This is a genomic window from Geodermatophilus sp. URMC 63 (assembly GCF_053502565.1).
In genome coordinates this window covers 3,856,454-3,880,281 of sequence record NZ_CP199956.1, presented here as the reverse complement: position 1 = coordinate 3,880,281, position 23,828 = coordinate 3,856,454, and the positions used below count along the sequence as shown (strand labels likewise).

Annotated in this window: 19 protein-coding genes and 1 riboswitch; of the genes, 7 read left to right on the top strand and 12 right to left on the bottom strand. The window is 77.0% G+C overall.

What is annotated here, in order from left to right:
• Positions 1-77: 77 nt before the first annotated feature.
• Positions 78-686, bottom strand: a complete 609-nt coding sequence (locus ACWIZO_RS19000; protein ID WP_448639208.1) for a DUF6529 family protein — start codon at positions 684-686, stop codon at positions 78-80.
• Positions 687-761: 75 nt separating this feature from the next.
• Positions 762-1,487 (bottom strand): hypothetical protein, encoded by a 726-nt coding sequence (locus tag ACWIZO_RS18995; protein ID WP_448639207.1) that lies wholly within the window; start codon positions 1,485-1,487, stop codon positions 762-764.
• Between the two features lie 240 nt (positions 1,488-1,727).
• Here ACWIZO_RS18995 and ACWIZO_RS18990 point away from each other — a divergent pair, with 240 nt between their 5' ends.
• Positions 1,728-2,210 carry a heme-degrading domain-containing protein gene (locus ACWIZO_RS18990; RefSeq protein WP_448639206.1) on the top strand — a complete coding sequence of 161 codons (483 nt, stop codon included), beginning with the start codon at positions 1,728-1,730 and terminating at the stop codon, positions 2,208-2,210.
• Positions 2,211-2,411: 201 nt separating this feature from the next.
• Positions 2,412-2,855, top strand: a complete 444-nt coding sequence (locus tag ACWIZO_RS18985; protein WP_448639205.1) for a WhiB family transcriptional regulator — start codon at positions 2,412-2,414, stop codon at positions 2,853-2,855.
• A 42-nt stretch (positions 2,856-2,897) separates the two neighbouring features.
• On the opposite strand, the gene ACWIZO_RS18980 is transcribed toward ACWIZO_RS18985, so the two are convergent.
• Together ACWIZO_RS18980 and ACWIZO_RS18975 are read right to left on the bottom strand one after the other, a co-directional pair.
• Positions 2,898-3,743, bottom strand: coding sequence for a DUF6807 domain-containing protein (locus tag ACWIZO_RS18980; RefSeq protein ID WP_448639204.1), 846 nt, complete (start codon positions 3,741-3,743; stop codon positions 2,898-2,900).
• Positions 3,736-4,893 (bottom strand): Gfo/Idh/MocA family protein, encoded by a 1,158-nt coding sequence (locus ACWIZO_RS18975; RefSeq protein ID WP_448639203.1) that lies wholly within the window; start codon positions 4,891-4,893, stop codon positions 3,736-3,738. Before ACWIZO_RS18975 ends, ACWIZO_RS18980 begins: the two co-directional genes overlap by 8 nt.
• A gap of 358 nt (positions 4,894-5,251) precedes the next feature.
• On the opposite strand from ACWIZO_RS18975, the gene ACWIZO_RS18970 reads away from it, so the two are divergent.
• Complete coding sequence (locus ACWIZO_RS18970; protein WP_448639202.1) at positions 5,252-6,643, top strand: MFS transporter; 1,392 nt, start codon at positions 5,252-5,254, stop codon at positions 6,641-6,643.
• A gap of 136 nt (positions 6,644-6,779) precedes the next feature.
• Here the strand turns inward: ACWIZO_RS18970 and ACWIZO_RS18965 are convergent, their stop codons facing one another.
• Positions 6,780-7,841: a LacI family DNA-binding transcriptional regulator gene (locus ACWIZO_RS18965; protein WP_448639201.1), complete on the bottom strand. Its 1,062-nt coding sequence runs from the start codon at positions 7,839-7,841 to the stop codon at positions 6,780-6,782.
• 185 nt (positions 7,842-8,026) lie between these two features.
• Between ACWIZO_RS18965 and ACWIZO_RS18960 the strand changes: the two genes are divergently transcribed.
• Entirely contained in the window at positions 8,027-9,184 is a 1,158-nt protein-coding gene (locus tag ACWIZO_RS18960; protein WP_448639200.1) for a Gfo/Idh/MocA family protein, read from the top strand.
• Positions 9,181-11,220, top strand: a complete 2,040-nt coding sequence (locus ACWIZO_RS18955; RefSeq protein ID WP_448639199.1) for a DUF993 family protein — start codon at positions 9,181-9,183, stop codon at positions 11,218-11,220. The genes ACWIZO_RS18960 and ACWIZO_RS18955 overlap by 4 nt, the downstream gene beginning before the upstream one ends.
• 70 nt (positions 11,221-11,290) lie before the next feature.
• Here ACWIZO_RS18955 and ACWIZO_RS18950 read toward each other — a convergent pair whose 3' ends face one another.
• On the bottom strand, positions 11,291-12,304 hold the full coding sequence (locus tag ACWIZO_RS18950; RefSeq protein ID WP_448639198.1) for a hypothetical protein: 1,014 nt from the start codon (positions 12,302-12,304) through the stop codon (positions 11,291-11,293).
• A 283-nt stretch (positions 12,305-12,587) separates the two neighbouring features.
• Positions 12,588-12,725: riboswitch (cyclic di-AMP (ydaO/yuaA leader) on the bottom strand.
• 181 nt (positions 12,726-12,906) lie between these two features.
• On the opposite strand from ACWIZO_RS18950, the gene ACWIZO_RS18945 reads away from it, so the two are divergent.
• Both ACWIZO_RS18945 and ACWIZO_RS18940 read left to right on the top strand, forming a co-directional pair.
• Positions 12,907-13,416: an ArsC/Spx/MgsR family protein gene (locus tag ACWIZO_RS18945; RefSeq protein ID WP_448639197.1), complete on the top strand. Its 510-nt coding sequence runs from the start codon at positions 12,907-12,909 to the stop codon at positions 13,414-13,416.
• Positions 13,417-13,473: 57 nt separating this feature from the next.
• Positions 13,474-14,883, top strand: coding sequence for an MFS transporter (locus ACWIZO_RS18940; protein ID WP_448639196.1), 1,410 nt, complete (start codon positions 13,474-13,476; stop codon positions 14,881-14,883).
• A gap of 3 nt (positions 14,884-14,886) precedes the next feature.
• On the opposite strand, the gene ACWIZO_RS18935 is transcribed toward ACWIZO_RS18940, so the two are convergent.
• From ACWIZO_RS18935 to ACWIZO_RS18910, 6 genes are all read right to left on the bottom strand, one after another.
• Positions 14,887-16,557 carry a bifunctional 3'-5' exonuclease/DNA polymerase gene (locus ACWIZO_RS18935; RefSeq protein ID WP_448639195.1) on the bottom strand — a complete coding sequence of 557 codons (1,671 nt, stop codon included), beginning with the start codon at positions 16,555-16,557 and terminating at the stop codon, positions 14,887-14,889.
• Between the two features lie 117 nt (positions 16,558-16,674).
• Positions 16,675-17,232 carry a DNA-directed RNA polymerase subunit alpha C-terminal domain-containing protein gene (locus tag ACWIZO_RS18930; protein ID WP_448639194.1) on the bottom strand — a complete coding sequence of 186 codons (558 nt, stop codon included), beginning with the start codon at positions 17,230-17,232 and terminating at the stop codon, positions 16,675-16,677.
• A 59-nt stretch (positions 17,233-17,291) separates the two neighbouring features.
• Positions 17,292-19,238, bottom strand: coding sequence for a protein kinase domain-containing protein (locus tag ACWIZO_RS18925; protein ID WP_448639193.1), 1,947 nt, complete (start codon positions 19,236-19,238; stop codon positions 17,292-17,294).
• Positions 19,239-19,549: 311 nt separating this feature from the next.
• Positions 19,550-19,690: a hypothetical protein gene (locus ACWIZO_RS18920; RefSeq protein WP_448639192.1), complete on the bottom strand. Its 141-nt coding sequence runs from the start codon at positions 19,688-19,690 to the stop codon at positions 19,550-19,552.
• Positions 19,691-19,765: 75 nt separating this feature from the next.
• The gene (locus ACWIZO_RS18915; protein ID WP_448639191.1) at positions 19,766-20,350 is read right to left on the bottom strand and encodes a TIGR03086 family metal-binding protein; all 585 of its coding nucleotides are present in this window, start codon (positions 20,348-20,350) and stop codon (positions 19,766-19,768) included.
• 5 nt (positions 20,351-20,355) lie between these two features.
• Positions 20,356-23,730: a pyruvate carboxylase gene (locus ACWIZO_RS18910; protein WP_448639190.1), complete on the bottom strand. Its 3,375-nt coding sequence runs from the start codon at positions 23,728-23,730 to the stop codon at positions 20,356-20,358.
• Between the last annotated feature and the right edge of the window lie 98 nt (positions 23,731-23,828).

Genomic DNA, 23,828 nt, shown 5'->3' with positions numbered 1-23,828 from the left:
TCACGGTGCTGGTGGACGCCGGCATGGCCCCTCCTCGGAGTGCACGCGCCGCCGGGCGGTGCGTCGGCGGTGGTGCGTCAGAAGCGGAAGCCGCTGGAGGTGAAGACCCACAGCGACGAGGTGAACCACAGGGCGAGCAGGGCGGTGAAGAGCAGACCGCCGAGCACCGGCACGACCCACCGCGGCAGGCCGGGGCGGGTCAGCGCGAGCATCTTGGCCACGAAGACGCCGTAGAAGAAGCAGCCGACGGCGGAGTGGACCAGTGCGCGCGTCGAGTCGCTGTGGAAGCCCAGCGCGTACACGCAGTGGACGACAACCGGGACGGTCAGCACCACGGCCACGCGGCCCGACCAGCGGTGCAGGGTCCGCGTCCAGGGCCGCGCGCCGGCGTCGTGCATGCGTGCGGCGGTGAGCAGCTGCACGACGCCGAGGACGGCGGCCGCGGTGGTCAGCCACGCCTTGACGTAGAGCGGCGAGGAGAAGCCGCCGACGTCGAGGGAGTAGCCGGCCGGCTCGTGCTCGGCGGCGTAGACGCCGAGCACGACCGCGACCGCGCAGCCGACCAGCAGGAAGGTGAGCAGGGGCAGCCGGAAGGCGTCCCGTGGTTCGGGGCGCGGCCGGACGCGTCGCGCGACCGGCTCGGGTGCGGTCGCCGGGGCGTCGACGGTCTCGCGGGTGTCGGTCATGGCGGTGGTCTCCTCGCGTGCCGTGCCGGCGGGAGGACCGGGCAGGGCGTCGGGGCGGTCGTCGGGTGCCGCGGCTCAGCCGCCGACGACGGTGTCGGTGCCGACGACGGCCTCGGCGGTGCCCGGGGAGCCGTCGATCTCGAAGGTGCGGGCGTCGAGGTCCAGGGGCGGGGCCTCGCGCTTGCTGCCGCCGACGGTGGCGACCCCGACCTGCGTCCCGTCGGGCAGCACCGCCCAGCCGATCCGCGTCGCCAGGCCGTCGAGGGTCAGGCGGGCCTCGTAGACGCCGGCGGGCGGCTGCGACGCCGCCGCGGAGAACGGCAGCGCCAGCCCGGAGCTGGTGGTCACCGTGCCGAACACGGCCCCGTCGGTCACCGACCCGGTGAGCCCGGCGCCGTTGCGGCCGGTCAGCGTCACCGTGTCGCCGTCCACCGTGCCCTGCAGCCAGGCCTCGACGGCGCCGCCATCGCAGAGGTAGGCCGCCACCGCGTCGCCGTCGACGGCCATCGCGATGGTCGCCTCGCCCCCGCTGGTCACGCCGGCGTAGACGGCCTGCAGCGCGACCGGGCCGGGCGGCGCCGCGTCGGTGGGCTCGGCGCTCGGCTCGGCGGACGGCGTTGCCGACGGCTCGGCCGACGGCGGCGCGGTCGTGGCGCCGGCCCCGCCGGTGCCGGGGTACAGCGGCGCGCTGCTCGCCGCGGGGTCGACGCGGCTGTTGGCCGCGAAGAGCACCACGGTCAGGAGGACGACCGCGCCCAGGGTGGCCAGCGGGCCCGCCGCACGCCTGCGTCGAGCGCTCATGCGTCACCCTCCGGTCCACGTCACCGCCGTCGACATCCCCCGCGGCCCCGGCCGCGGCCGAGGTGGAACCCGGCGCCCACCGTGCCAGAGTCGCCGGGAGGGCGGAACCGGTTTCGGCGCCGCCTCGGGCCTCCGCGCGAGCGCAGCCCGTCCGGACGGCGACCTTGGCCTCCGGCCGTCACGGGGGCGTCACCGCGGCGTCACCGCCGGGCCGGCGACCGGCGGACGCCAGGATGACCCATGGACACCTCCTCCCCCGCCGTCTTCCCCTCCGTCGCCGAGCTGGCCGCGGAGGAGCACGAGCTGCAGGTCACCTCCTTCACCAACGACGACGCCTGGGTGCTCGGGTCGGCGCTGGTCGCCACCGCCCGCCGGGACGGCGCGCCGGTCGCGGTCGAGATCAGCCGCAACGGGCAGCGGCTCTTCTCCGTCGCCCTGACCGGCGCGACCCCGGACAACGCGTCGTGGATCGAGCGCAAGACCCGGGTGGTGGACCGCTTCGGGCACAGCTCGCTGCACGTCCGGCAGTCGTGGGCCGAGCGCGGGACGACGTTCGAGGAGGGCTCCGGCCTGGACCCGCGGCTCTACGCCGCGCACGGCGGCGCGTTCCCGGTGCTCGTGCGGAACGTGGGCCCGGTCGGCGTCGTCGCCGTGTCCGGGCTGCCCCAGCTCGAGGACCACCGGATGGTGGTGGCGGCACTGCGGGCCCACCTCGGGCGCTGAGGCCGGACCGGCGGGGCGCCCGGGGTGCCGGACACGCGGAGCGCCGGGGGCCAGGTCACGATCCGACAACCGGACGGCGTCGTTTCAGCCAAGACATGCCAGTGCGCACGGGCGCGGGGTGTCCGTAACGTTACCGACAGCAGCCAGCCCGTACCGGTCCGTCACTGCCGGTGCGCTCCACCCCGACCCGAGGAGCTTCCCGTGTACGCCTCCCGCCCCCACCTCAGCCTGCTCTCCGACTCCGCCGCCCACACGCCGGCCTGGACCACGGACCACACCCCGACCCACACGCCGGCCTGGTCCCCCGCCCACACCCCCGCCCACACCCCGGCCCACGAGCCCGCCTTCGAGCCGGCGTCGTGGAACGACACGTCCTGGTCGCAGATCGCCATGGGCGAGAACCCCGCCGGCGAGGAGGGGTGGCGGCTCGACGCGCTGTGCGCCGAGACCGACCCCGAGGCCTTCTTCCCGGAGAAGGGCGGCTCCACCCGCGAGGCCAAGCGCGTCTGCGCCGGGTGCTCGGTGCGCGCCGAGTGCCTGGAGTTCGCCCTGGCCAACGACGAGCGCTTCGGCATCTGGGGCGGCCTGTCCGAGCGCGAGCGCCGCCGGGTGCGCCTGCAGCGCCGGTCCCCGCTCAGCGCCTGACCAGCTCCCCGGGAGGACTCCCCGGGCGGGTGCTCGACGTGCTCACCCGCCGCTCCGGCCCGCCCACCGCGCGGCGACGGCGTCGTCGACCTCCCCGTCGGCGACCAGCGCGCGGAAGCCGCGCGTCACGGTGCGGCCCGGCGCGAGGGTGACCGGGCGCCGCGGCGCCAGCTGCGAGCCGATGCCGGGGTAGTCCCCGACCCGCACGAACCAGGGGTCGGCCCGCGTGACGTCGTCGGCCCCGGTCACGACCACGGTGAAGCCGGCCGCGCGGTCGCTCCAGGCCAGCCACGGCGCGACCGAGCCGTGCGTCCCCTGCTCCCCCGCGGTGTGCGTGGTGTGCACGAACGGCTCCCGCGTGGCCGGGAGCCGCCAGGAGAAACCGCCGTAGCCGGCGCCCGCGCGCCCGTGGGTGGCCGGGCTGCCGAGCGCGAGGTCCCCGCCCGTGGCGTTGGTGAGCGCGGTCGTGAGCTGCAGCTCCCAGCCGCCGGCGACGAGGCGCGCCCGCACCCGGCGGTGCTCGCCGAGCAGCAGCCGGCCGTCCACGGCGAGCCAGCGCAGCGCCTCGTCGAACCCGTCGTCGGCCAGGCTCGAGAACCCGGCGTGCTCGATCCGGCCGTGGTCCCCGCACGCGGTGTAACCGCGACCGCGCACGTAGGTCGGGCCGCCCCACAGGTTGGTGCCGCCGACGTCCTGCACCCCGATCGAGATGCCCAGGTGCCAGGGGTGGTCGGCGGGCAGCGCGTCGGTCACCGCGCGGCCGTCGAGGGTGCGCACCGGGTGCAGGTAGGGCCGCGGCGCCAGGACCGGGTCGAGTCCCGCGCCGTCGTCGTACTCGGCCACCACGACCCCGCCGAGCCGCAGCGTGGCCAGCGGGTGCTCAGCCACGGGCGGCCGCTGCCCCCGCCCGCGCCCAGGGCAGGTCGAGCTCCGAGAGCAGGGCCAGCTCGCCCGCGGCGCGCTCCACCGCGGCGGACACCCCGGGGACGACGGCGCGCGGGTGGGCCCCGGCGCGGTCGGTGCGGCGGTGCGCCGGCGGCACCTCGGCCGGCTCGTCGGCGAGCCGGACCGCCTCGACCACCTGCATGAACGCGCGCGTCGCGGCCAGCGGGACCAGCAGTGGGCGGCCCGGCTCGCGCACCGTCGCGACGAGGTCCTCGAGCAGGTCGGTGGCCGGGTGCTCCGTCGTCTCCGCCCGCCCGCCGCGCTCGAGCCGCACGCGACCGGGTCGGTAGTGCAGCACGATGCGCCCGCGCGTCCCGTGCACGACCAGGTACGGCTCGACCTCGCGGTCGGCGCACAGGGTGACGGCGACCGCGACCGTCGTGCCGCGGGCGGTGACCAGCCGCAGGCAGGAGGTGTCGTCGGCCTCGATCGGGGTGGCCCGGTACAGCTCGACCCTGGCCTCCCCCACGCCGTCGGCGCCGTCGACGGCCAGGGCGGTCGCGATCGCGTGGGCGAAGGGGTTGGTCAGCGCGCCGTCGACCACCGGGACCCCGTCGAGGCTGCGCCGCCCGGCCCAGGGCGCGCGGGCGTAGTAGGACGCGTCGCGCTGCCACGCCCCGGCGGCGCCGATGCCGAGCACCTCCCCGATCGCGCCGTCGGCGAGCAGCCCGCGCACGTACGGCAGCGCCCGCGACCCCAGGCTCTGGAACCCGACCTGGCAGGCGCGGCCGGTGCCGGCCAGGTCCAGCGCCAGCTGCTCGAAGGCGGCCAGCGTGGGCGTCGGCGGCTTCTCCAGCAGGACGTCGGACCCGGCGGCCGCGGCGGTGAGGGCGAGCCCGGCGTGCGTGTGGATCGGCGTGCTGACGACGGTGATCCCCGGCCGCACCGCGTCGAGCAGGTCGGTCAGCCGCGCCGTCACCGGGACGTCGCCGGCCAGGGCGCGCTGCTCGTCGGTCAGCGGCCGGGTGTCGCAGATGCCGGCCAGGTGCACCGGCACCCCGGCGCGGGTGGCGCGCGCGACGTTCTCCAGGTGCCACCGGCCGTGCCCGTGGACGCCGACGAGCACGGTGGGGACGGAGCTCGGTGCCGTCATGCCGGCGCCTCCTCGCGATCGGTGGTCCGCACCCCGACCGTACCGCGCGTCACACCGTCTCGGAAAGCGGTTGCCGGGTTGTGCGGTCCACCGCCGTCCGGATCGACGTGCGCCCGGCGAGCGGGCCCACCTCCCCGGAGCTCCTGCCCAGCGCTCGTCAGCGCTGTCCCCGCGCTGGCGTGGACGGAAGCCCAGCGACCCCGAGCAGCCGGCGCGGCGGCGGCCACACCTGGCACTTGACACGTGCGGTGGGTCACAGCACCCTGTCTCCGGCAAGCGTTTACCAGGGCACCGGGGAGACCGCGGAGCCCGCCTCGCACCGGACGAGCCATCATCGTCGACGACCCCAGGAGGCGTCATGCAGGGACACACCAGCGACCGGTCGGGCCCGTCGGCCACCGACCGGTCCATGTCGCGCAAGGCCGTGATGAGCGGCTGGATCGGCAGCACGCTCGAGTACTACGACTTCGCCATCTACGCGCAGGCCGCGGCACTGGTGTTCCCGGCCGTGTTCTTCCCGTCCGAGGACCCGACGGTCGCCCTCATCGCCTCACTCGTCACCTACGCGGTCGGCTACGTCGCCCGCCCGCTGGGCGCCTTCGTCCTCGGCAGCTGGGGTGACCGGCGCGGCCGCAAGAACGTCCTCGTCCTCGCCATGATGCTCATGGGCGTGTCGACGCTGACCGTCGGTCTGCTGCCCACCTACGGCCAGGTCGGCGTCCTCGCCCCCGCGCTGCTGGTGCTGCTGCGGCTGGTCCAGGGCTTCGCGGTCGCCGGCGAGCTCGGCGGCGCGAGCGCGATGATCATCGAGCACGCCCCGGCGGACCGGCGCGGCTTCTACGCGAGCTTCAGCCTGCAGGGCACCCAGGCCGGCTCCATCCTCGCCGCCGCCAGCTTCATCCCCTTGTCCGCGCTGCTGTCGGACGAGGCCTTCCAGACCTGGGGCTGGCGCATCCCGTTCCTGCTGAGCTCCTTCGTCATCCTGGCCGGCTACCTGATCCGCCGCCGGGTCGCCGAGACGCCGGTCTTCCTCGAGGAGGCCGCGAAGCACGAGGTGCCCAGGACCCCGGTGCTCCAGGTCGTCCGCGAGAGCGGCGGCACGATCCTCCGCTGCGTCCTCATGGCCATGGCCAACGTCGTCGGGACGACCGTCGTCGTCTTCGGCACGGCCTACGCCACCAACGAGGCCTATGGCGTCGGGATGAGCGCGGCCACCTACCTCTGGCTGCCGCTCGCGGCCAACGTCGTGGCCGTGGTGCTGATCCCGTACTTCGGCAAGGTCTCGGACCGGATCGGCCGCCGCCCGCTCATGATCGTCGGCCCGCTGGGCGCCGGTGTGCTGTCCTTCGGCTACCTCTGGGCCGTCGGCCAGAACAACGTGGTGCTGACGGTCGTGCTGGCCATCCTGATGTTCGGCGTGCTGTACCAGGTCTGGAACGCCACCTTCGCCAGCTACTTCCAGGAGCTGTTCCCCACCCGCCACCGGGTCACCGGCTTCGCGGTCTCCCAGAACGTCGGCCTCATGCTGGTCGCCTTCCTGCCCTCGGTCTTCACGCTCATCGCCCCGCCCGGGTCGACGAACGTGCCGCTGGTCATCGGTGGGCTCACGTTCCTGCTGTGCATCGTCTCGGCGGCCGCCGCCTGGTCGGCACCGGAGACCTCCCGGCTCGACCTGCGCGAGATCGACGGTCCGGCCCCCGCGTCGGGCTCTCCCTCCGACACCTCCCGCGTGGAGGTCGGCACCGCCTGACCCGCACCACCCGCGGCGGCCGCCGTCCCCGAGCGGGGGACGGCGGCCGTCGCCGTCTGCGCCGAGGGTGGGCGCCCGCGCCCCGTTCCCGACGACGGAGCGGAGCCCGAGCGCCCACCGTCGGGACGGCGACGGTCTAGGAAGCCGGGCGAGCGGGGCCGGTGCTCGCGCGGACGATGAGCTCCGCGGGGACCGGCACCCGGCGCGGGTCCGGCGACGCCGCGGACAGCACCAGCTCCATCGCGCGGGCGCCCATGTCCTCCAGCGGGAGGCGCACGGTGGTCAGCGCCGGTTGCAGGTCGCCGGTGAACCACAGGTCGTCGAAGCCGACGACCGAGACGTCGTCGGGGACGCGCCGGCCGAGGTCGCCCTGCAGGGCGCCGAGCGCGCCCACCGCCATGAGGTCGTTGAGCGCGAACACCGCCGTCAGGTGCGGCGCCCGCGCGAACAGCGACAGCGTGGCCGCGTGGCCGCCGGCGCGGGAGAAGTCACCCTCGACGACGACCGGGGCGCCGCGGTCGCCGCCGAGCTGCGCCCACGCGTCGAGGAACCCGCCGAGCCGGTCGGCCACGGTGCGCAGCTCCGCGGGGCCGGCCAGGACGCCGACGTCGCGGTGCCCCAGGTCGCGCAGCAGTCGGGCCACCGAGGCCGCGCCGCGCCGGTTGGCCGGCAGGACGGTGTCGAAGGGCAGGTCGTGCTCGCTCACCAGCGCGACGCGCCCCCCGGCCTCGGCGAAGTCGGCGAGGGCCTGCCCGAGCTCCGGGCCGTCGTCGAGGCGGCCGCTGCCGGCGAGCAGCACCGCCCGCACCCGCTGCGCCTGGAAGCGGGCGACGTACTCGACCTCCCGCCCGGCGTCGCGCGACGTGCCGGCCATCATCGTGAGCAGGCCGTGCCCGGTGGCCACGCGCATGGCGCCCGCGGCGATCGAGGCGAAGTAGGGGTCGTCGACCTCGTGCACGACCAGGCCGGCGACGTTGGTGGTGGCGCGGGCCAGCGCCTGCGCCGGGCCGTTGGCGGCGTACCGCAGCTCGGCCGCGGCGCGACCCACCCGGGCGGCGAGGTCGGGGCTGACGACGCGGGTACTGCCGTTGAGCACCCGGGAAGCGGTTGCCAGCGAGACGCCGGCCCGCTCGGCCACGTCGCGCAGGGTGATCCCGCCCGGACCCCGCCGGGCCCGCGGATCGGCGCCGGACTGCACGGACGCAGTCTAGCCGTGCCCGCCGGCTTCCGACCTCCCCCGCGCGAGGGGACGCCGCCGACGACGAACCGCAGCCAGGGGGTTGCCCGCGTCCCACCGGCCGGGCTACCGTTTGGTAAGCGCTTTCCAAGCCGCTGCGGCCTACCGCCACGGGCCACCGCCACCACTCGCGAGGAGCGACCACCATGGGCACCCCACCGCTCGGCATCATCATGAACGGCGTCACCGGCCGCATGGGCTACCGCCAGCACCTGCTGCGGTCGATCCTGGCCATCCGCGAGCAGGGCGGGGTCCTGCTGTCCACCGGCGCGCGGGTGCAGGTGCAGCCGCTGCTGGTGGGCCGCCGGGCCGCCGCGCTGCAGGAGATCGCCGAGCGGCACGACATCGCCGACTGGACCACCGACCTCGACGCCGCCCTCGCCGACGACCGGTGGCGCGTCTACGCCGACTTCCAGGTCACCTCGGCGCGGGTGGCGGCGATCCGGCGGGCCATCGCCGCGGGCAAGGACGTCTACACCGAGAAGCCCACCGCCGAGACCCACGCCGAGGCCGTCGAGCTCGCCGAGCTGGCCGCCTCCGCCGGGGTGAGGAACGGCGTCGTCCACGACAAGCTGTTCCTGCCCGGGCTGCTCAAGCTCAAGCGGCTGCTCGACTCCGGCTTCTTCGGCCAGGTGCTCTCGGTGCGCGGCGAGTTCGGCTACTGGGTGTTCGAGGGCGGCTGGCAGCCGGCCCAGCGCCCCAGCTGGAACTACCGGGCCGAGGACGGCGGCGGCATCGTCGTCGACATGTTCCCGCACTGGAACTACGTGCTTGAGGACCTCTTCGGCCGGGTCGAGTCGGTGTACGCCAAGGCCACCACGCACATCACCAGCCGGGTCGACGAGCGCGGCGAGCCCTACGCCGCCACCGCCGACGACGCCGCCTACGGGATCTTCGAGCTCGAGGGCGGTGTGGTCGCGCAGATCAACTCCAGCTGGGCGGTGCGGGTCGACCGCGACGAGCTGGTCGAGTTCCAGGTCGACGGCACGCACGGCAGCGCCGTCGCCGGGCTGTTCGGCTGCCGGATCCAGCCCCGCAACGCCACGCCCAAGCCGGTGTGGAACCCCGACGTGCCCGACAGCCGCGACTACCGGGCCGGCTGGCTGGAGGTCCCCGACAACGACCCCGTCGAGAACGGGTTCAAGGTGCAGTGGGAGCAGTTCGTCCGGCACGTGGTCGAGGACGGCCCCCACCCCTACGACTTCGCCTCCGGCGCCCGCGGTGTGCGGCTGGCCGAGGCCGGGCTGGAGAGCTCGGCGACCGGCCGCCGCGTGACGATCGGGAGCGGGGTGCCGGCCCGATGAGCACCGCCGTCCTGCTCGACGCCGACGGGCGCACCCGGCTCCTGCCGCTCGGCGAGCCGGCCGCGGTCCGCCGCCCGTCCGCGCCGCTGCGGTCGCGCACCGCCTACGCCGCCGCCCACGTCGTCCCGCGGGTCACCGGGGAGAACGTCCCCGGCGCCCCGGCCGACGTCGACTGGGACACCACCCTCGCCTTCCGCCACCACCTGTGGTCGTGGGGCCTGGGTGTCGCCGACGCGATGGACACCGCGCAGCGCAACATGGGCCTGGACACCGCGGCCACCCGCGAGCTGGTCCGGCGCAGCGCGGCCGAGGCGCGGTCGGTGGGCGGCGCCCTGGTGGTCGGCGTCACCACCGACCACCTCACCGACGACGTCGTCCCGCTGGCGCGGGTGGTCGACGCCTACGTCGAGCAGCTGCACCACGCAGAGGACTGCGGCGCCGGGGTGGTGCTCATGGCCAGCCGGCACCTCGCCCGGGCCGCGGAGGGCCCCGCCGACTACGAGCGGGTCTACGCCGAGGTGCTGGCACGGGCCGGGCGGCCGGTGCTGCTGCACTGGCTCGGCGAGGCGTTCGACCCGCAGCTGCGCGGCTACTTCGGCTCTCCCGACACCGGGGCGGCCGCCGACGTCGTCGTCCGCATCATGGAGCGCGACGCCGGCCGGGTGCGCGGGATCAAGACCAGCCTGCTGGACGCCGACGCCGAGGTCGCGCTGCGGCGGCGGCTGCCGGCCGGCGTGGACCTGTTCACCGGCGACGACTTCCACTACGTCGACCTGATCGCCGGCGACGGCGAGCACTCGTCGCACGCGCTGCTCGGCGCGTTCGCCGCGATCGCGCCGGTGGCCGGCGCCGCCATCGCCGCGCTCGACGCCGGCGATCCGGCCGGCTACCGGCGACTGCTCGGGCCGACCGAGGCGCTGTCGCGGCAGGTGTTCGCCGCGCCCACGGCGTACTACAAGACCGGCATCGCCTTCCTGTCGTGGCTGAACGGCCACCAGCCGGCGTTCAGCATGGTCGGCGGGCTGCACAGCGCCCGCAGCCTGCCGCACCTGTCGGAGGTGGTCCGGCTGGCCGACGCGGCCGGTGCCCTGGAGGACCCGGAAGCTCGCCGCGCGCCGGTGGAACGGCCTGCTGGCGCTGGCCGGCGTCGACGTCCCGGTGCTGGAGCCGGTCTCGTGAGCGCGCACCCGCGGCTGTCGCTGAACCAGGCGACGGTCAAGTACGCGTCGCTGGTCGACGCCCTCGCCGTCACCCGCGAGGCCGGCATCGGCGCGATCGGGCTGTGGCGCGAGCCGGTGGCCGAGGTGGGCCTGGAGAAGGCGTGCGCGCTGGTGGCCGACTCCGGGCTGCGGGTGTCGAGCCTGTGCCGGGGCGGCTTCTTCACCGCTCCCCCGGGCCCCGCCCGCACCGCGGCGCTCGACGAGAACCGCCGCGCCATCGAGGAGACCGCGGCGCTGGCCGCGGCCGGTGCGCCCGGCTCCGCGCCGGTCCTCGTGCTCGTCGCCGGCGGCCTCCCCGACGGCGACCGCGACCTGCCCGGCGCCCGGGAGCGGGCCCGCGACGCGATCGGCGCGCTGGTCGACGACGCGACCGCGGCCGGCGTGGTGCTGGCGGTCGAGCCGATGCACCCGGTGTTCGCCGCCGACCGCGGCGTGGTCTCCACGCTCGGGCAGGCGCTCGACGTCGCCGAGCAGTTCCCCGCCGGGGCGGTCGGCGTCGTCGTCGACACCTACCACGTGTGGTGGGACCCGGAGCTGCCCGCGCAGGTGGCGCGGGCCGGCCGCGGCGGCCGGATCGCGTCCTACCAGGTGGCCGACTGGGTCACCCCGCTCGGGCCCGACGTGCTGGTGTCGCGCGGCCTGCCCGGCGACGGGCACGTCGACCTGGCGGGGACCAGCGCCCTGGTCGAGGCGGCCGGGTACCGCGGCGACGTCGAGGTCGAGGTGTTCTCCCAGGAGCTGTGGGACGCCGACCCGGCGGTCGTCGCCGCCCGGACCGCGGCCGCGTTCGCCGCCGCCGCGGGCGTCCGGGGATGAGCAGCCGGGTCCGGCCGGCCAGGGGGAGGGCCGGCCGGGCCCGGCGCGGGGGGCCGCGTCAGGGGTCGCGTCAGCCCGTGTAGTTCACGTGCACGTGGTCCATGTGGTTGGCCGTGGCGCTGCCGCGGTCCTCCATGGCCGACCAGCTGCCGCCCGGCGAGCTGAGCATCCGCTGCTGGTAGATGAGGTAGTCGACGCCGAGCTCGTCCCAGTGCGCGACGTGGTACTGGACGATCGCGTTCCCGAGGGCGGTGTTCGACAGGACCATGTAGTCCAGGGCCAGGCCCGACGGGTGGCCGCCCGGGTCGGTGGCGCTGGCCCGGGTGCCGCCGAGGGTGATCGAGCCCGCGCCGGCCACGTTGCTGACGACGGCGTTCGCGGCCGCCTGGACGACGGCCTGCACCGGCCCGGCGGTGTTGGTGATGCGCGCGGTCGCCGTGGCGGCGGTCCCCGAGCCCGCGGTGGACGACGCGGCAGTGGCCGACGCGGCAGTGGCCGACGCGGCGGCGGCCGACGCGGCGGCGGCCGAGGAGGTCGGAGCCGCCTCCGGCTCCCGCTGCGCCGCGGCGGCCTCGGCAGCGGCGGCCTCCTCGGCGGCGGCCCGGTCCGCGGCGGCCTCCGCAGCGGCGGCCTCGGCTGCCGCGGCCTCCTCGGCGCGCTGCTGCTCGAGCGCGGCGGCCTCGGCTGCCGCGGCCTCGTCGGCGCGCTGCTGCTCGAGCGCGGCCTGGTCGGCGGCGGCCTGCGCCTGCTGCGCGGTGGCCTCCTCGGCCGCGCGGCTGCTGCGGCTGGCGGCCAGGTCCTCCAGCGGCTGGAGGTCCTCGGCCGGCTGCGCGTCCGCCCCCGCGGCGAGCGTCCCGGCCTCGGCGGTCAGGCCCAGCTCCTGGGCGACGGCGGCCGACCCCGGGTCTCCGGCGCCGGCCGAGGCGGCGGGGTCCCCGCCGACGACGACGTTGACCAGCAGGGCGCCGGCGGCGGCCACGCCGAGGAGCAGGCCGGGACGGCGGGCGGCGGCCGGACGGCGGCGGCCGGTGGCGCGGCCGCGGCGCTCGGCGGACCGGCCGGACGTGGTCGTGCGGGGGTCCATGGTGCGGGTGCTCCAGGCGGGTGCGGGGCGCAGCGGGCTGCGGCTTGGGCGGGCGGCACGGCCGGTGGGCGCGCCGGGCCGGCGCGGGCACACCGGGGCAGCGCGGCGCGGGGCCGGTCGGGCGGAGGGTGCCCGGGCTGGTGTGCGCGCGGACGGCGTCCGGGGCGGACGGCCGCGGACGGTCAGGTGCGCGGGCGCGCCGGGACGGGGCGGAGCCGGATCGGACGGGGTGGTGCAGCGGTGCGGGCAGCAGTGCAGGCGCGCGCCATCCGGCGGCTCTCCGTTCTCCCGTGAGCCGCCTACCGGGTGAGCTGACGGGTTCGGGCGGGAAGCGGCCCTACCTCTCCCGGCACGCGGCCAGGAGGGGATTCACCCCAGTACTGCGGTGGGTCCCCGGCTCGCCCCAGCGGGCGACTCGGCGGCGTCCCCCGGCCTCCCCCGACGGGGGACGACGACCGGACGGACGACGCGACGCTACCGGCGGATTGCACATCGTGACAACAAGTCGACAGGCGTTTCGTCGGGTGATGGTGGTTGCGTCCGCGCCGATCGGCAGCCCGGTGGTGTAGGGGCCCCGGAGTAGGGGGCCCTAGGGTCGGGGCGTGGAGGTCTGGTTCAACCCCTCGTGCTCGACGTGCCGCGCCGCCCGCGACGAGCTCGACCGGGCCGGTGTCGAGTACTCCCTGCGCCGCTACCTCGACGACCCGCCGACCGAGGCCGAGCTGCGCGCCGCGCTGGCCGCCCTCCGGCTGCAGCCGTGGGACGTCACGCGCCTCGGCGACCCGCTGGCCGCGGAGCTCGGGCTGCCCGACGCCCCGCGCGACGCCGACGCGTGGGTGCGCGTGCTCGTGGAGCACCCGCGGCTGATCCAGCGGCCGATCGTCCTCGGCGACGACGGCCGGGCGTGGGTGGCCCGGGACGGCGGCACGCTGTCCGAGGTGGTCGCCGCCGCCCGCGGTCCCCGTGAGATGGACCCCCGCGACCCGGACACCCTCTACGCCGAGGGGCCGGTGGCCGCCGAGCCGCCGGACGACGACCGGCCCGAGGACTCACCGCTGCGCGACTCCGGCGGCACCGGCCCGGGCCCCGACGACCTCGACCGGCTGCTGTGACGCAGAGCTGACCCGCCGGGCGGTTGCGCTGTGCAACGTCCTGGGAAGCTCGGGAGCATGGCGGTCTCCCGGTCACCCCGCGCGCTCGTCGCCGCGCTCGTCTTCGTCGGGACGGTCGTCGCCGTCATCTCCAGCCTCGGCGCGCCGCTGGTCCCGGCGATCGCGTCGTCGACCGGGGCGTCGCTGCCGGACGCGCAGTGGTCGCTGACGGTCACGCTGCTGGTCGGCGCGGTGGCCACCCCGGTGGTCGGGCGGCTCGGCGACGGCCCGCACCGCCGCCGGGTGATAGTCGCCGTGCTGGGCGTGGTGACCCTCGGCGGGGTCCTGGCCGCCCTCCCCCTGGGCCTGGGGTGGCTGGTCGCCGGCCGCGCGCTGCAGGGCTTCGGCCTGGGGCTCACCCCGCTGGCCATCGCCACCGCCCGCGAGGCCCTGACCGGCGACACCTCCCGCTCGACCATCGCCGCGCTGTCGGTCACCGTCGTCACCGGCGTGGGCCTGGGCTACCCGCTGGCCGGCCTGGTGGCCGAGCTCGGCGGGGTGCACGCCGCGTTCTGGGCGGGGGCTGCGGTGAGCGCCGCCGCGCTGGCCGCCGCCGCCGTCGTCCTGCCCCCGCCGGCCGCGGCGCCGCGGCGGCGGCTCGACGTGGTCGGCGCGTTGCTGCTCGGCGCCGGCGTGGGCGGGCTGCTGCTGGCGCTGGGCGAGGCGGAGACCTGGGGCGTGACGTCGCCGCTGCTGTGGGGGCTGGCCGCCGCCTCGGTGGTGGCGCTCGCGCTGTGGGTCTGGTGGGAGTCGCGGACGCCGCAGCCGCTGGTCGACCTGCGGCTGGCCCGCGGCCGGGTGGCCCTGACCGCGCACTCGGCGGCGCTGCTCGTCGGGCTGTCGAACTACCTGCTGCTGGCGGCGGTGCCGGTGCTGGCCCAGGCCCCGCCGGCCGACGGCGCGGGCTTCGGCACCTCGATCGTCGTCGCCGGGCTGGTGCTCCTGCCGTTCTCGGCGGCCAGCATGGTGGGCGGCCGGCTCGCGCGGCTGCTCGCCGACCGTGCCGGGCACGCCCGGGTGCTGCCGGTCGCGGCGCTCGTGCAGGGCGTGGCCTTCGTCCTGTTCGCGTTCCTGCGCACCGACCTGTGGCAGCTGTTCGCCGTCATGGCGGTGGCCGGGCTGGGCGTCGGGGCGGCGTTCGCGGCGTTCCCGGCGCTGGTGGTGGCGGCCGTCCCGCCGGCGGAGACCGGCAGTGCGATGAGCCTCAACCAGGTGCTGCGGTACGTGGGCTTCGCCGTCGGCAGCGCGCTCACCGCGACCGTGCTCGCCTCGGCCACCCCGGCCGGCGCGGCGGCCCCGGCGGCCGGCGGCTACACGACGATCGCCGCGACCGGCGTCGTCGTCTGCCTGCTGACCGCCGTCGTCACCGCCCTGACCGGCCGCCGTGCGGCGACCGCCCCCGCCTCCGAGCCGGCCGCCGTCCGCTGACCCTCACCCGGCGTCGGCCCAGGAGCGGACGACGGCGACGTCAAGCGGGAAGTCGACGGGGAAGCCGCCGAACAGCAGCCGCCCGGCCGTGACCGCGGCGGCCCGGACCTCGCCGGCGACCTCGTCGGCCAGGTGCTCGGGCGTGTGGACGACGACCTCGTCGTGCAGGAAGAACACCAGGTGCGGCCGCTGCGCCGGCGGCCCGCTGCCCAGCCGCCACAGCCGGTTGCGCAGGTCGGCGAGCCAGCACAGCGCCCACTCCGCGCCGGTGCCCTGGACGACGAAGTTGCGGGTGAACCGGCCCCAGGCGCGGCGGGCGCGGTCGCGGTCCTCCCGCGGGCCGTCCTCGTCGGGTGCCTCGCCGAGCCCGACCGCCCGCTCGGCCCAGGCGCCGGTCGGCGGCGGCGACCCGCGGCCGAGCAGGGTGGCGACCACCTCGCCGCGCTCCCCCGCCCGGGCGGCGTCCTCGACCAGGCCGATGGCCCGGGGGTAGCGGCGGGCCAGCCGCGGCAGCATCCGGCCGCTCTCCCCGCGGGTGGCCCCGTACATGGCGCCGAGCACCCCGAGCTTGGCCTCGGCCCGGGTGGCGACGGCGCCGTCGGCCACCATGCCCTGGTAGAGGTCGGTCGAGCGCGCCGCCTGGGCCATCGCCGCGTCGCCGCTCATGCCCGCGAGCACCCGCGGCTCGAGCTGGGCGACGTCGGCGACCACGAACGCCCAGCCGTCGTCGGCCACCGCGGCGGGACGGACCTGTGCGGGCACCGACAGCGCTCCCCCGCCCTGCGCCGACCACCGCCCGGTGACCACGCCGCCCGGGAGGAAGGCCGACCGGAACCGGCCCCCGCGCACCCAGGTCTCCAGCCAGCTCCAGCCGTGCGCGGACAGCAGCCGGGCCAGCCGCTTGTACTCGAGCAGCGGCGCGACGGCCGGGTGGTCGACCTGCTCGAGCGTCCACTGCCGGGTGTCGTCCACGGGCAGCCCGGCGGCCCGCAGCGCGCGCAGCAGGTCGCCGGGCGAGTCGGGGTTGAGCGCGGGCGCGCGCAGGGCGGCGCGGACCTCGCCGGCCAGCCGCTCCAGCACCGGCGGGCGGACGCCGGCCGGCGGGCGCGGCCCGAGCGCGTCGGTGATTAGCCGCTCGTGGACGTCGGCCCGCCACGGCATCCCGGCGTGCGTCATCTCCGCGGCGACCAGCGCGCCGGAGGACTCCGCGGCGAGCAGCAGCGCCAGCTGTGCGCGCTGCGTGGCCGCGGCCAGGGTCGTCTGCTGCCGGTCGTGCTCGGCGACGGGGTCGAGCCGGTCGGCGGGGTCGGCCAGCGGGAAGAGGGCGTGCTCGGTCGTGATCACCGGCGCGAGCGCGTCCCAGCCGGGGGTGTCCTCGCCGGCGAGCAGCCGCTGGTCGGCGGACGGCGAGCGGCGCAGGACGGCGTGGCCGAGCCGCAGGTCGGTGCACCGCTCGACGCGGACGCCGGCGTCCAGCAGCGCCGGGTACCAGCGGGTGGTGTCGTCCCACACCCAGCGGACCGGCGTGCGCTCCCGCTCGCGGACCCAGCCGGGGAGGTCGTCGGCGGTCAGCCGGGTGACCTCGGGGACGTCACGGCCGTCGTCACGGCCGCCGCCGGGGCACCGCCGGGCCTCGACCAGGTCGCCGCGGCGGCGGAGGACGATCCGCTCCACCCGGGCAGTGTCGCCGACGGGTGCGACGCAACCGCCGCCCCGCGCCGGGCGGGCGGGGTAGCCCCTCTGCAGGGTCCCGCCGCGAGCCTGCCAGTGGCGGGGGGAGGAGGGGTCCTCTCAGCCGAGGAGGCGGCGCACCGTGCGCACCGGCTGGGCGACCCACCAGCGGGCCACGCGCAGACCGAACCACCACAGGTCGCCCCATTCGGCCGGTCGCGGTGCCCCGGCCGGGGACGCGGTGGTGGCCGACTCCTCGGGCTCGGGCTCGGGCGCTGCGGACTCCGGTGCTGCGGGTGGCTGCTCGGGCACCAGGAGGTCGACCGGGGTGCGCCGCCGCGGGTCGCGCAGCGAGGCGAACGACGGGATCGCCGGCGCGGACGGGGACTCCTCCTCGGCCGGCGGCGCCTCCGACAGGACCGTCTGCTCGGCGCTGCCGGTCGACGGCTCGGCGCCGGAGCGGGGCAGGCGCGCCGGCGGCTCGGGGACGACGGCCCGGATCGCGGCGATGGTGCTCGGCCCCAACCCGGGGACGGCGGACAGCTCCCGTCGGGTGAGCCCCGCCAGGCCGGCGACGTCGGTGATGCCCGCCCGCGTCAGCGCCGCCACCGCCCGTCCGGGCAGCTTGAGCTCCTCGAGCGCCCGCCCGGACTGGTTCCCCGGGGACCTGACCACCATGGTCACCGACCCTAGCGCCGTCCCCGGTCCCGGTTGCGGCCGCCGGCAGTGCGACCCGGTCAGCCGGTGGCGCCGGCCGACCCGCCGGCGGCGCTCCCGGAGGCGGCGCCCGCGCCGTTCCGGGGCGCCTCTCCACCGCCCGGCGCGCCGCTCCCGCCGGTGCCGGTGCCGGTGTCGGTGGTGCCGGTGCCGGTCGCCGTCCCGCTCCCGGCGGACGGCGACGTCCCCGTCCCGCCTGCCGGCTCGGTCGGAGCACCCGACGACGGCGCGGACTGCGACGCGGACCCCGACGACGGCGCGGGCGGGGAAGCGGACTCGGTGGCCGGCTGCGAGGCGGACCCCGTCGCCGGGTCGGCCGCGGACTCGGCCGTCGCATCGGTCGTGGGCTCGGACGTCGCATCGGTCGTGGGCTCGGACGTCGGGTCGGTCGTGGGCTCGGACGTCGGGTCGGACGTGGGCTCGGGCGCCGGCTCGGGCGTCGGGTCGCCGGCACCGGCGTCGCCCGAGGAGGCCGCGGCGTCCTCGGCGTCCTCGGTCCCGGGCGCCGTCGCACCGGCGCGGGCGTCCCCGGTGCCCGGCGCCGTCGCGCCGGGCTGCTGCCCGGGCGCCGTGTCGGCCGCCGTCCCCGGCGTCGGCTCGTCGGCGGACGGGGACGGGGCCTGACCGCCGGACGCGGTCGTCGCCGGACCGGTCGCCGCCGGGTCGTCCGGGACGGCCGGCGGGGCGGCCGCGACGACCAGGCGGACCCGGTCACCGGTGGCCACCTCGGTGCCGGCCGGGTCGAGCCGCGTGACCGTGCCCGGGGCGGCGTCGGGGGTGACCGTCGTCTGCTCGCCCACGGAGAGGCCCAAGTCGGTCAGCTCGCGGGCGACGTCCTCGGCCGGGCGTCCGACGTAGTCGGCGGCGGCCAGCACGATGCCCTCCTCCGACGGCGCGGCGGTCGCGGCCGGGGCGTCGCCGTCGGACAGGCCGCCCACCAGCGCGACCGCGCCGCCGCCGAGGAGCACGACCGCGAGCACCGCCAGGGCGAGCAGCAGCCGCCGCCGGCGCCCGTCGCCGGCCGCGGGCTCCCCGGCGGGAGCGGTCCGCGACGCGCGGGCCGGCGGCTGACCGGCGGGCGCGACCGGCCGGGTCGCCGCCGCGGCCACCGGCGCAGTGTCGTGCCGGGGGTGCACGGTGTCCTCGAGCGCGTGCAGGAAGGCCGCGCCGTCGGGCAGGCGCTCACCCGGGTCCTTGGTCAGGGCGGCGTCGATGAGGTTCCGGACGTCGGGCGGGAGGTCGGCCGGCAGCGGCTCGGGGTCCTCGCGGACCTGCTTGAGCGCCACGGCCACCGGGTTGGTCCCCGTGAATGCGGCACGGCCGGTGAGCGACTCGTAGCCGACCAGGCCGAGCGCGTAGACGTCACTGGCCGGGCCGACCCGCTCACCGGCGGCCTGCTCCGGCGACATGTACTGCGCGGTGCCGATGACCTGGCCGGTGCCGGTCAGCGGCACGCTCTCGGCCGACCAGGCGATGCCGAAGTCGGTCAGCTTCACCCCGCCGTCGGGCCGGACCAGGATGTTGCCGGGCTTGACGTCGCGGTGGACCACGCCGGCACGGTGTGCCTCGGCCAGCCCCGCGGCGGCCTGCGAGAGCACCGACAGGGCGGTGTCGGGCTCCAGTGGGCCCTCCCGGGTGAGCAGCGCCGACAGCGGCGCGCCGTCCACCAGCTCCATCACCAGGTAGGCGAGGTGCTCGCCGGTGTCCTCGGCCCGCCCCTCCCCGTAGTCGAGGACGGCGGCGATGTTCGGGTGGCTCAGCGCGGCGGCGTGCCGGGCCTCAGCGCGGAAGCGGGCGAGGAAGGTCGGGTCGTCGGCGTACTCGCTGCGCAGGACCTTGACCGCGACGGCTCGGTCGAGCAGGGTGTCCCGCCCGCGCCAGACCTGCCCCATGCCGCCCGTGGCGATGAGCGCCTGCAGCTCGTAGCGGCCCCCCAGGGTCTGCCGACCTCTCTCGACCGTGGTCACACCCAGCTCCGTCCCGTCTCCCCGCTGCGGGGTGTCCCCGCCTTGCGTCGGCGCCCGCGGAGGGCCCGCCACGGACCGCGCGGTGCGCTCCCGGCCCGCCGTGGCGGTCGGCGCACCTCGCGCGCCATCGAGGCGCACGCTCGCGCACACGGACCCCTGCCCGCGGGCGGGTGAGCTCAACCGTCGGTCACGACACACCGCGGCGGGGATGACCCTCGGTCGTGGCCCGGCGACGTGGCGGGGCGGTCGGTCGCCGCCTGCCAGGGTCCACCGCCGGCCGCCGTCGCCCTCCGTCGAGAGCTCCGCCCGGGTCAGCCGTCCGTCGGCGAGCGCCCGTGCGCACCGGACGCCGGGCGGGTGCGCACCGCCAGCCGGCAGCCGCCGTAGCCGGCGACGCCCACGACGGACGCGACCGCGGCCACCGCGATCGCCGGGTTCACCCAGCCCGGCACCCGGTCGAACTCCGGGTTGCACGGGCTCGAGTACGGCGGCCCCCCGCCAGACGCTGTCCGCCCCCGGGCGGACGGTCACCCGGGCGTGCGGCCGAGCAGCGCGGCGAGGCGGTCGACCGCCGGGGCGTCGCCGGCGACCGGCTGCGGCGGCCCGAACGGCGACCGGCCCGCCGGCAGCCGGCCGAGCAGGCCCTCGCTGAACCCGAGCTCGGGCTCCACCAGGTCGTCGGGGAACGGGACCCGCCGGCCGGTGGCGCGGGCGAGGTCCCACCCGTGCACCAGCGTCTCCACCGTCCGCAGGTGCACCAGCGCCGGCCCCGGCAGCGTCCCGGCCGGGACGGTGTGCGCCCGGTCGAGGACGCCGGGCAGCCCGAAGGCGGCCAGCAGCTCCTCCGCCGAGCCCCGGTGCGCGCCGGCCGGGTCGTCGCCGAGCTGGTCGGCGGGGTCGCGGCGGCCGAGCTGGTCCAGCGGCGGCAGCGGCTCGCCGCGCAGCACGCGCGCGGTCATCCGGTTGCCACCGACGAGGTGGCCGACCAGCTGTCGCACCGTCCACTCGGCGCACGGCGTCGGCCGGCCCCACTCCTCCGGGGTGACGGCCGCGACCAGCCGCGTGGCCCCGTCGAGCGCCGCGGTCAGCGGGGCGAGCACCGGGGCGGTCACGACGCTCAGGCCAGGACCGCGAGCAGGTCGCCGCCCTCGACCTGCTGCACCGGGCCGATGGCCAGCCGCTCGACGGTGCCGCCGACGGGGGCGGTGATCGCGGCCTCCATCTTCATCGCCTCGATGGTGCCGATCGGCTGGCCGGCCTCGACGGTGTCGCCCTCGCCGACCTTGACGGTGACCACGCCGGCGAACGGCGCGGCGACCTGGCCGGGCACCGAGCGGTCGGCCTTCTCGGCGGCCTTGACCGCGGCGTCGACGGAGCGGTCGCGCACCGACACCGGGCGCAGCTGGCCGTTGAGGCTGCACATCACGGTGCGCATGCCGCGCTCGTCGGGGTCGGAGACGGCCTCCACGCCCATGAGCAGGGTGACGCCGGGCTCGAGGTCGACGGCGTGCTCGTCACCGGGCCGCAGACCGTAGAGGAACTCCTTGGTCGGCAGCACCGACACGTCGCCGTAGGTCTCGCCGTGCGCCAGGTACTCCCGCGTGGGCCCGGGGAACAGCAGCCGGTTGAGCGTCGCCCGCGGCTGCTGGGTCAGGCCGAGGACGTCGTCGTCGGAGAGTTCAGCCGGCGGCTCGGCGGGACGGCGGCCCTCCAGCGCGCGGCTGCGGAAGGGCTCGGGCCAGCCGCCGGGCGGGTCGCCCAGCTCGCCGCGCAGGAACCCGATGACCGAGTCCGGCAGGTCGTACTTCCCCGGGTCGGAGGCGAAGTCCTCGACCGTCACCCCGGAGCCGACCAGCTGCAGCGCCAGGTCGCCGACCACCTTCGAGCTCGGCGTCACCTTGACCAGCCGGCCGAGCAGCCGGTCGGCGGCGGCGTAGGCGTCCTCGACCTCCTCGAACCGCTGCCCCAGCCCCAGCGCGATCGCCTGCTGGCGCAGGTTGGACAGCTGGCCGCCGGGGATCTCGTGGGTGTAGACCCGCCCGGTCGGCGAGGGCAGGCCGGACTCGAAGGGCGCGTAGACCCGCCGGACGGCCTCCCAGTAGGGCTCCAGGTCGTTGACCGCGGCGAGCGAGAGGCCGGTGGCCCGCTCGGTGGCGTCGGTGGCGGCCACGATCGCCGACAGCGGCGGCTGGCTCGTCGTCCCGGCCATGGAGGCGACCGCGCCGTCGACGGCGTCCACCCCGGCCGACCAGGCCGCCAGCAGGGTGGCCAGCTGGCCGCCGGCGGTGTCGTGGGTGTGCAGGTGCACGGGCAGGTCGAACCGCTCGCGCAGCGCAGTCACCAGCCGGGCGGCGGCGGGCGGGCGCAGCAGGCCGGCCATGTCCTTGATGGCGAGCACGTGCGCGCCGGCGTCGACGATCTTCTCGGCCAGGCCCAGGTAGTAGTCGAGCGTGTAGAGCGTCTCGCCAGGGTCGGACAGGTCGCCGGTGTAGCACAGCGCCACCTCGGCCACCGCCGTCCCCGTGGCCCGGACGGCGTCGATCGCCGGGCGCATCTGGGCGACGTCGTTGAGCGCGTCGAACACCCGGAAGACGTCGATGCCGGTGCTCGCCGCCTCGCGGACGAAGGCCTCGGTGACCTGCTCGGGGTAGGCGGTGTAGCCGACGGTGTTGCGGCCGCGCAGCAGCATCTGCAGGCAGACGTTCGGCACGGCCTCGCGCAGCGTGGCCAGGCGGTCCCACGGGTCCTCGTGCAGGAAGCGCAGCGCCACGTCGTAGGTGGCCCCGCCCCAGCACTCCAGGCTGAACAGCTGCGGGGTGGTGCGGGCGAGGTGCCCGGCGACGGCGAGCAGGTCCTTGGTGCGCACCCGGGTGGCCAGCAACGACTGGTGGGCGTCACGGAACGTGGTGTCGGTGACCGCCAGCGCGGTCTGCCCGCGCAGGTCGGCGGCGAAGGCCTCGGGACCGAGCTCCAGCAGCCGCTGGCGGGAGCCGTCGGGGGCGGGCGCGCGCAGGTCGGCCCGCGGCAGCTTCGTCACCGGGTCGACCAGGTGCGGCCGCTCGCCGTGCGGCTTGTTGACCGTCACGTCGGCGAGGTAGCTGAGCAGCCGGGTGCCGCGGTCGGCGGAGCTGCGGGCGGTGAGCAGGTGCGGCCGCTGCTCGATGAAGGAGGTGGTGACCCGGCCGGCCTGGAAGTCGGGGTCGTCGAGCAGCGCCTGCAGGAACGGGATGTTGGTGGCCACGCCGCGGATGCGGAACTCGGCGACGGCGCGGCGGGCGCGGGCGACGGCGATGCCGAAGTCGCGCCCGCGGCAGGTGAGCTTGACCAGCATCGAGTCGAAGTGCGCGCCCACCTCCGCGCCCAGCGAGGAGCCGCCGTCCAGCCGGATGCCCGCGCCGCCGGGTGAGCGGTAGGCGGTGATCCGGCCGGTGTCGGGGCGGAAGCCGTTGGCGGGGTCCTCGGTGGTGATCCGGCACTGCAGCGCCGCGCCGCGCAGCACGATCGAGTCCTGCGACAGGCCGAGGTCGGCGAGGGTCTCCCCCGCCGCGATCCGCAGCTGCGACTGCACCAGGTCGACGTCGGTGACCTCCTCGGTCACCGTGTGCTCCACCTGGATGCGCGGGTTCATCTCGATGAACACGTGCCGGCCCTCGCGGTCGAGCAGGAACTCCACCGTGCCGGCGTTGACGTAGCCGATGGCCTGGGCGAAGGCGACGGCGTCGGCGCAGATCCGCTCCCGCAGCTGCGGGTCCAGGTTGGGCGCGGGGGCCAGCTCGACCACCTTCTGGTGGCGGCGCTGCACCGAGCAGTCGCGCTCGAAGAGGTGGACGACGTTCCCGGCGCCGTCGGCGAGGATCTGCACCTCGATGTGCCGCGGGTCGACGACGGCCTGCTCGAGGAACACCGTCGCGTCGCCGAAGGCCGACTCCGCCTCGCGCATCGCCGCCTGCACCGCGGCGGGCAGCTCGGCGGGGTCGGCCACCCGGCGCATGCCGCGGCCACCGCCGCCGGCGACGGCCTTGACGAACACCGGGAAGGGCAGGTCGTCGGCCGCGGCCAGCAGCGTGTCGACGTCGTCGCTGGGCTCGGTGGAGGCCAGCACCGGCAGCCCGGCCTCGCGGGCGGCGGCGATCGCGCGCGCCTTGTTGCCGGTCAGCTCCAGCACCGAGGACGGCGGACCGACGAAGGTGATGCCGGCGTTCGCGCACGACTCGGCGAGCTCGGGGTTCTCCGACAGGAAGCCGTAGCCGGGGTAGACGGCGTCGGCACCGGCGCGCCGGGCGGCGCGGACGACCTCCTCGACCGACAGGTAGGCCCGGACCGGGTGCCCCTCCTCGCCGATCTGGTAGCTCTCGTCGGCCTTGAGCCGGTGGACGGAGTTGCGGTCCTCCCACGGGAAGACGGCGACGGTGCTCACGCCCAGCTCGTAGGCGGCGCGGAAGGCGCGGACCGCGATCTCCCCGCGGTTGGCGACCAGGACCTTGGCGAACACAGGGGGCTCCTCCGGGGTGGGGACGGCGGACATCCGCTGGGCACTCTCCCAGAGGCGTGTGTCGTCCGTCTGACATCCTCGCGGTCCCGGTTCCCCAC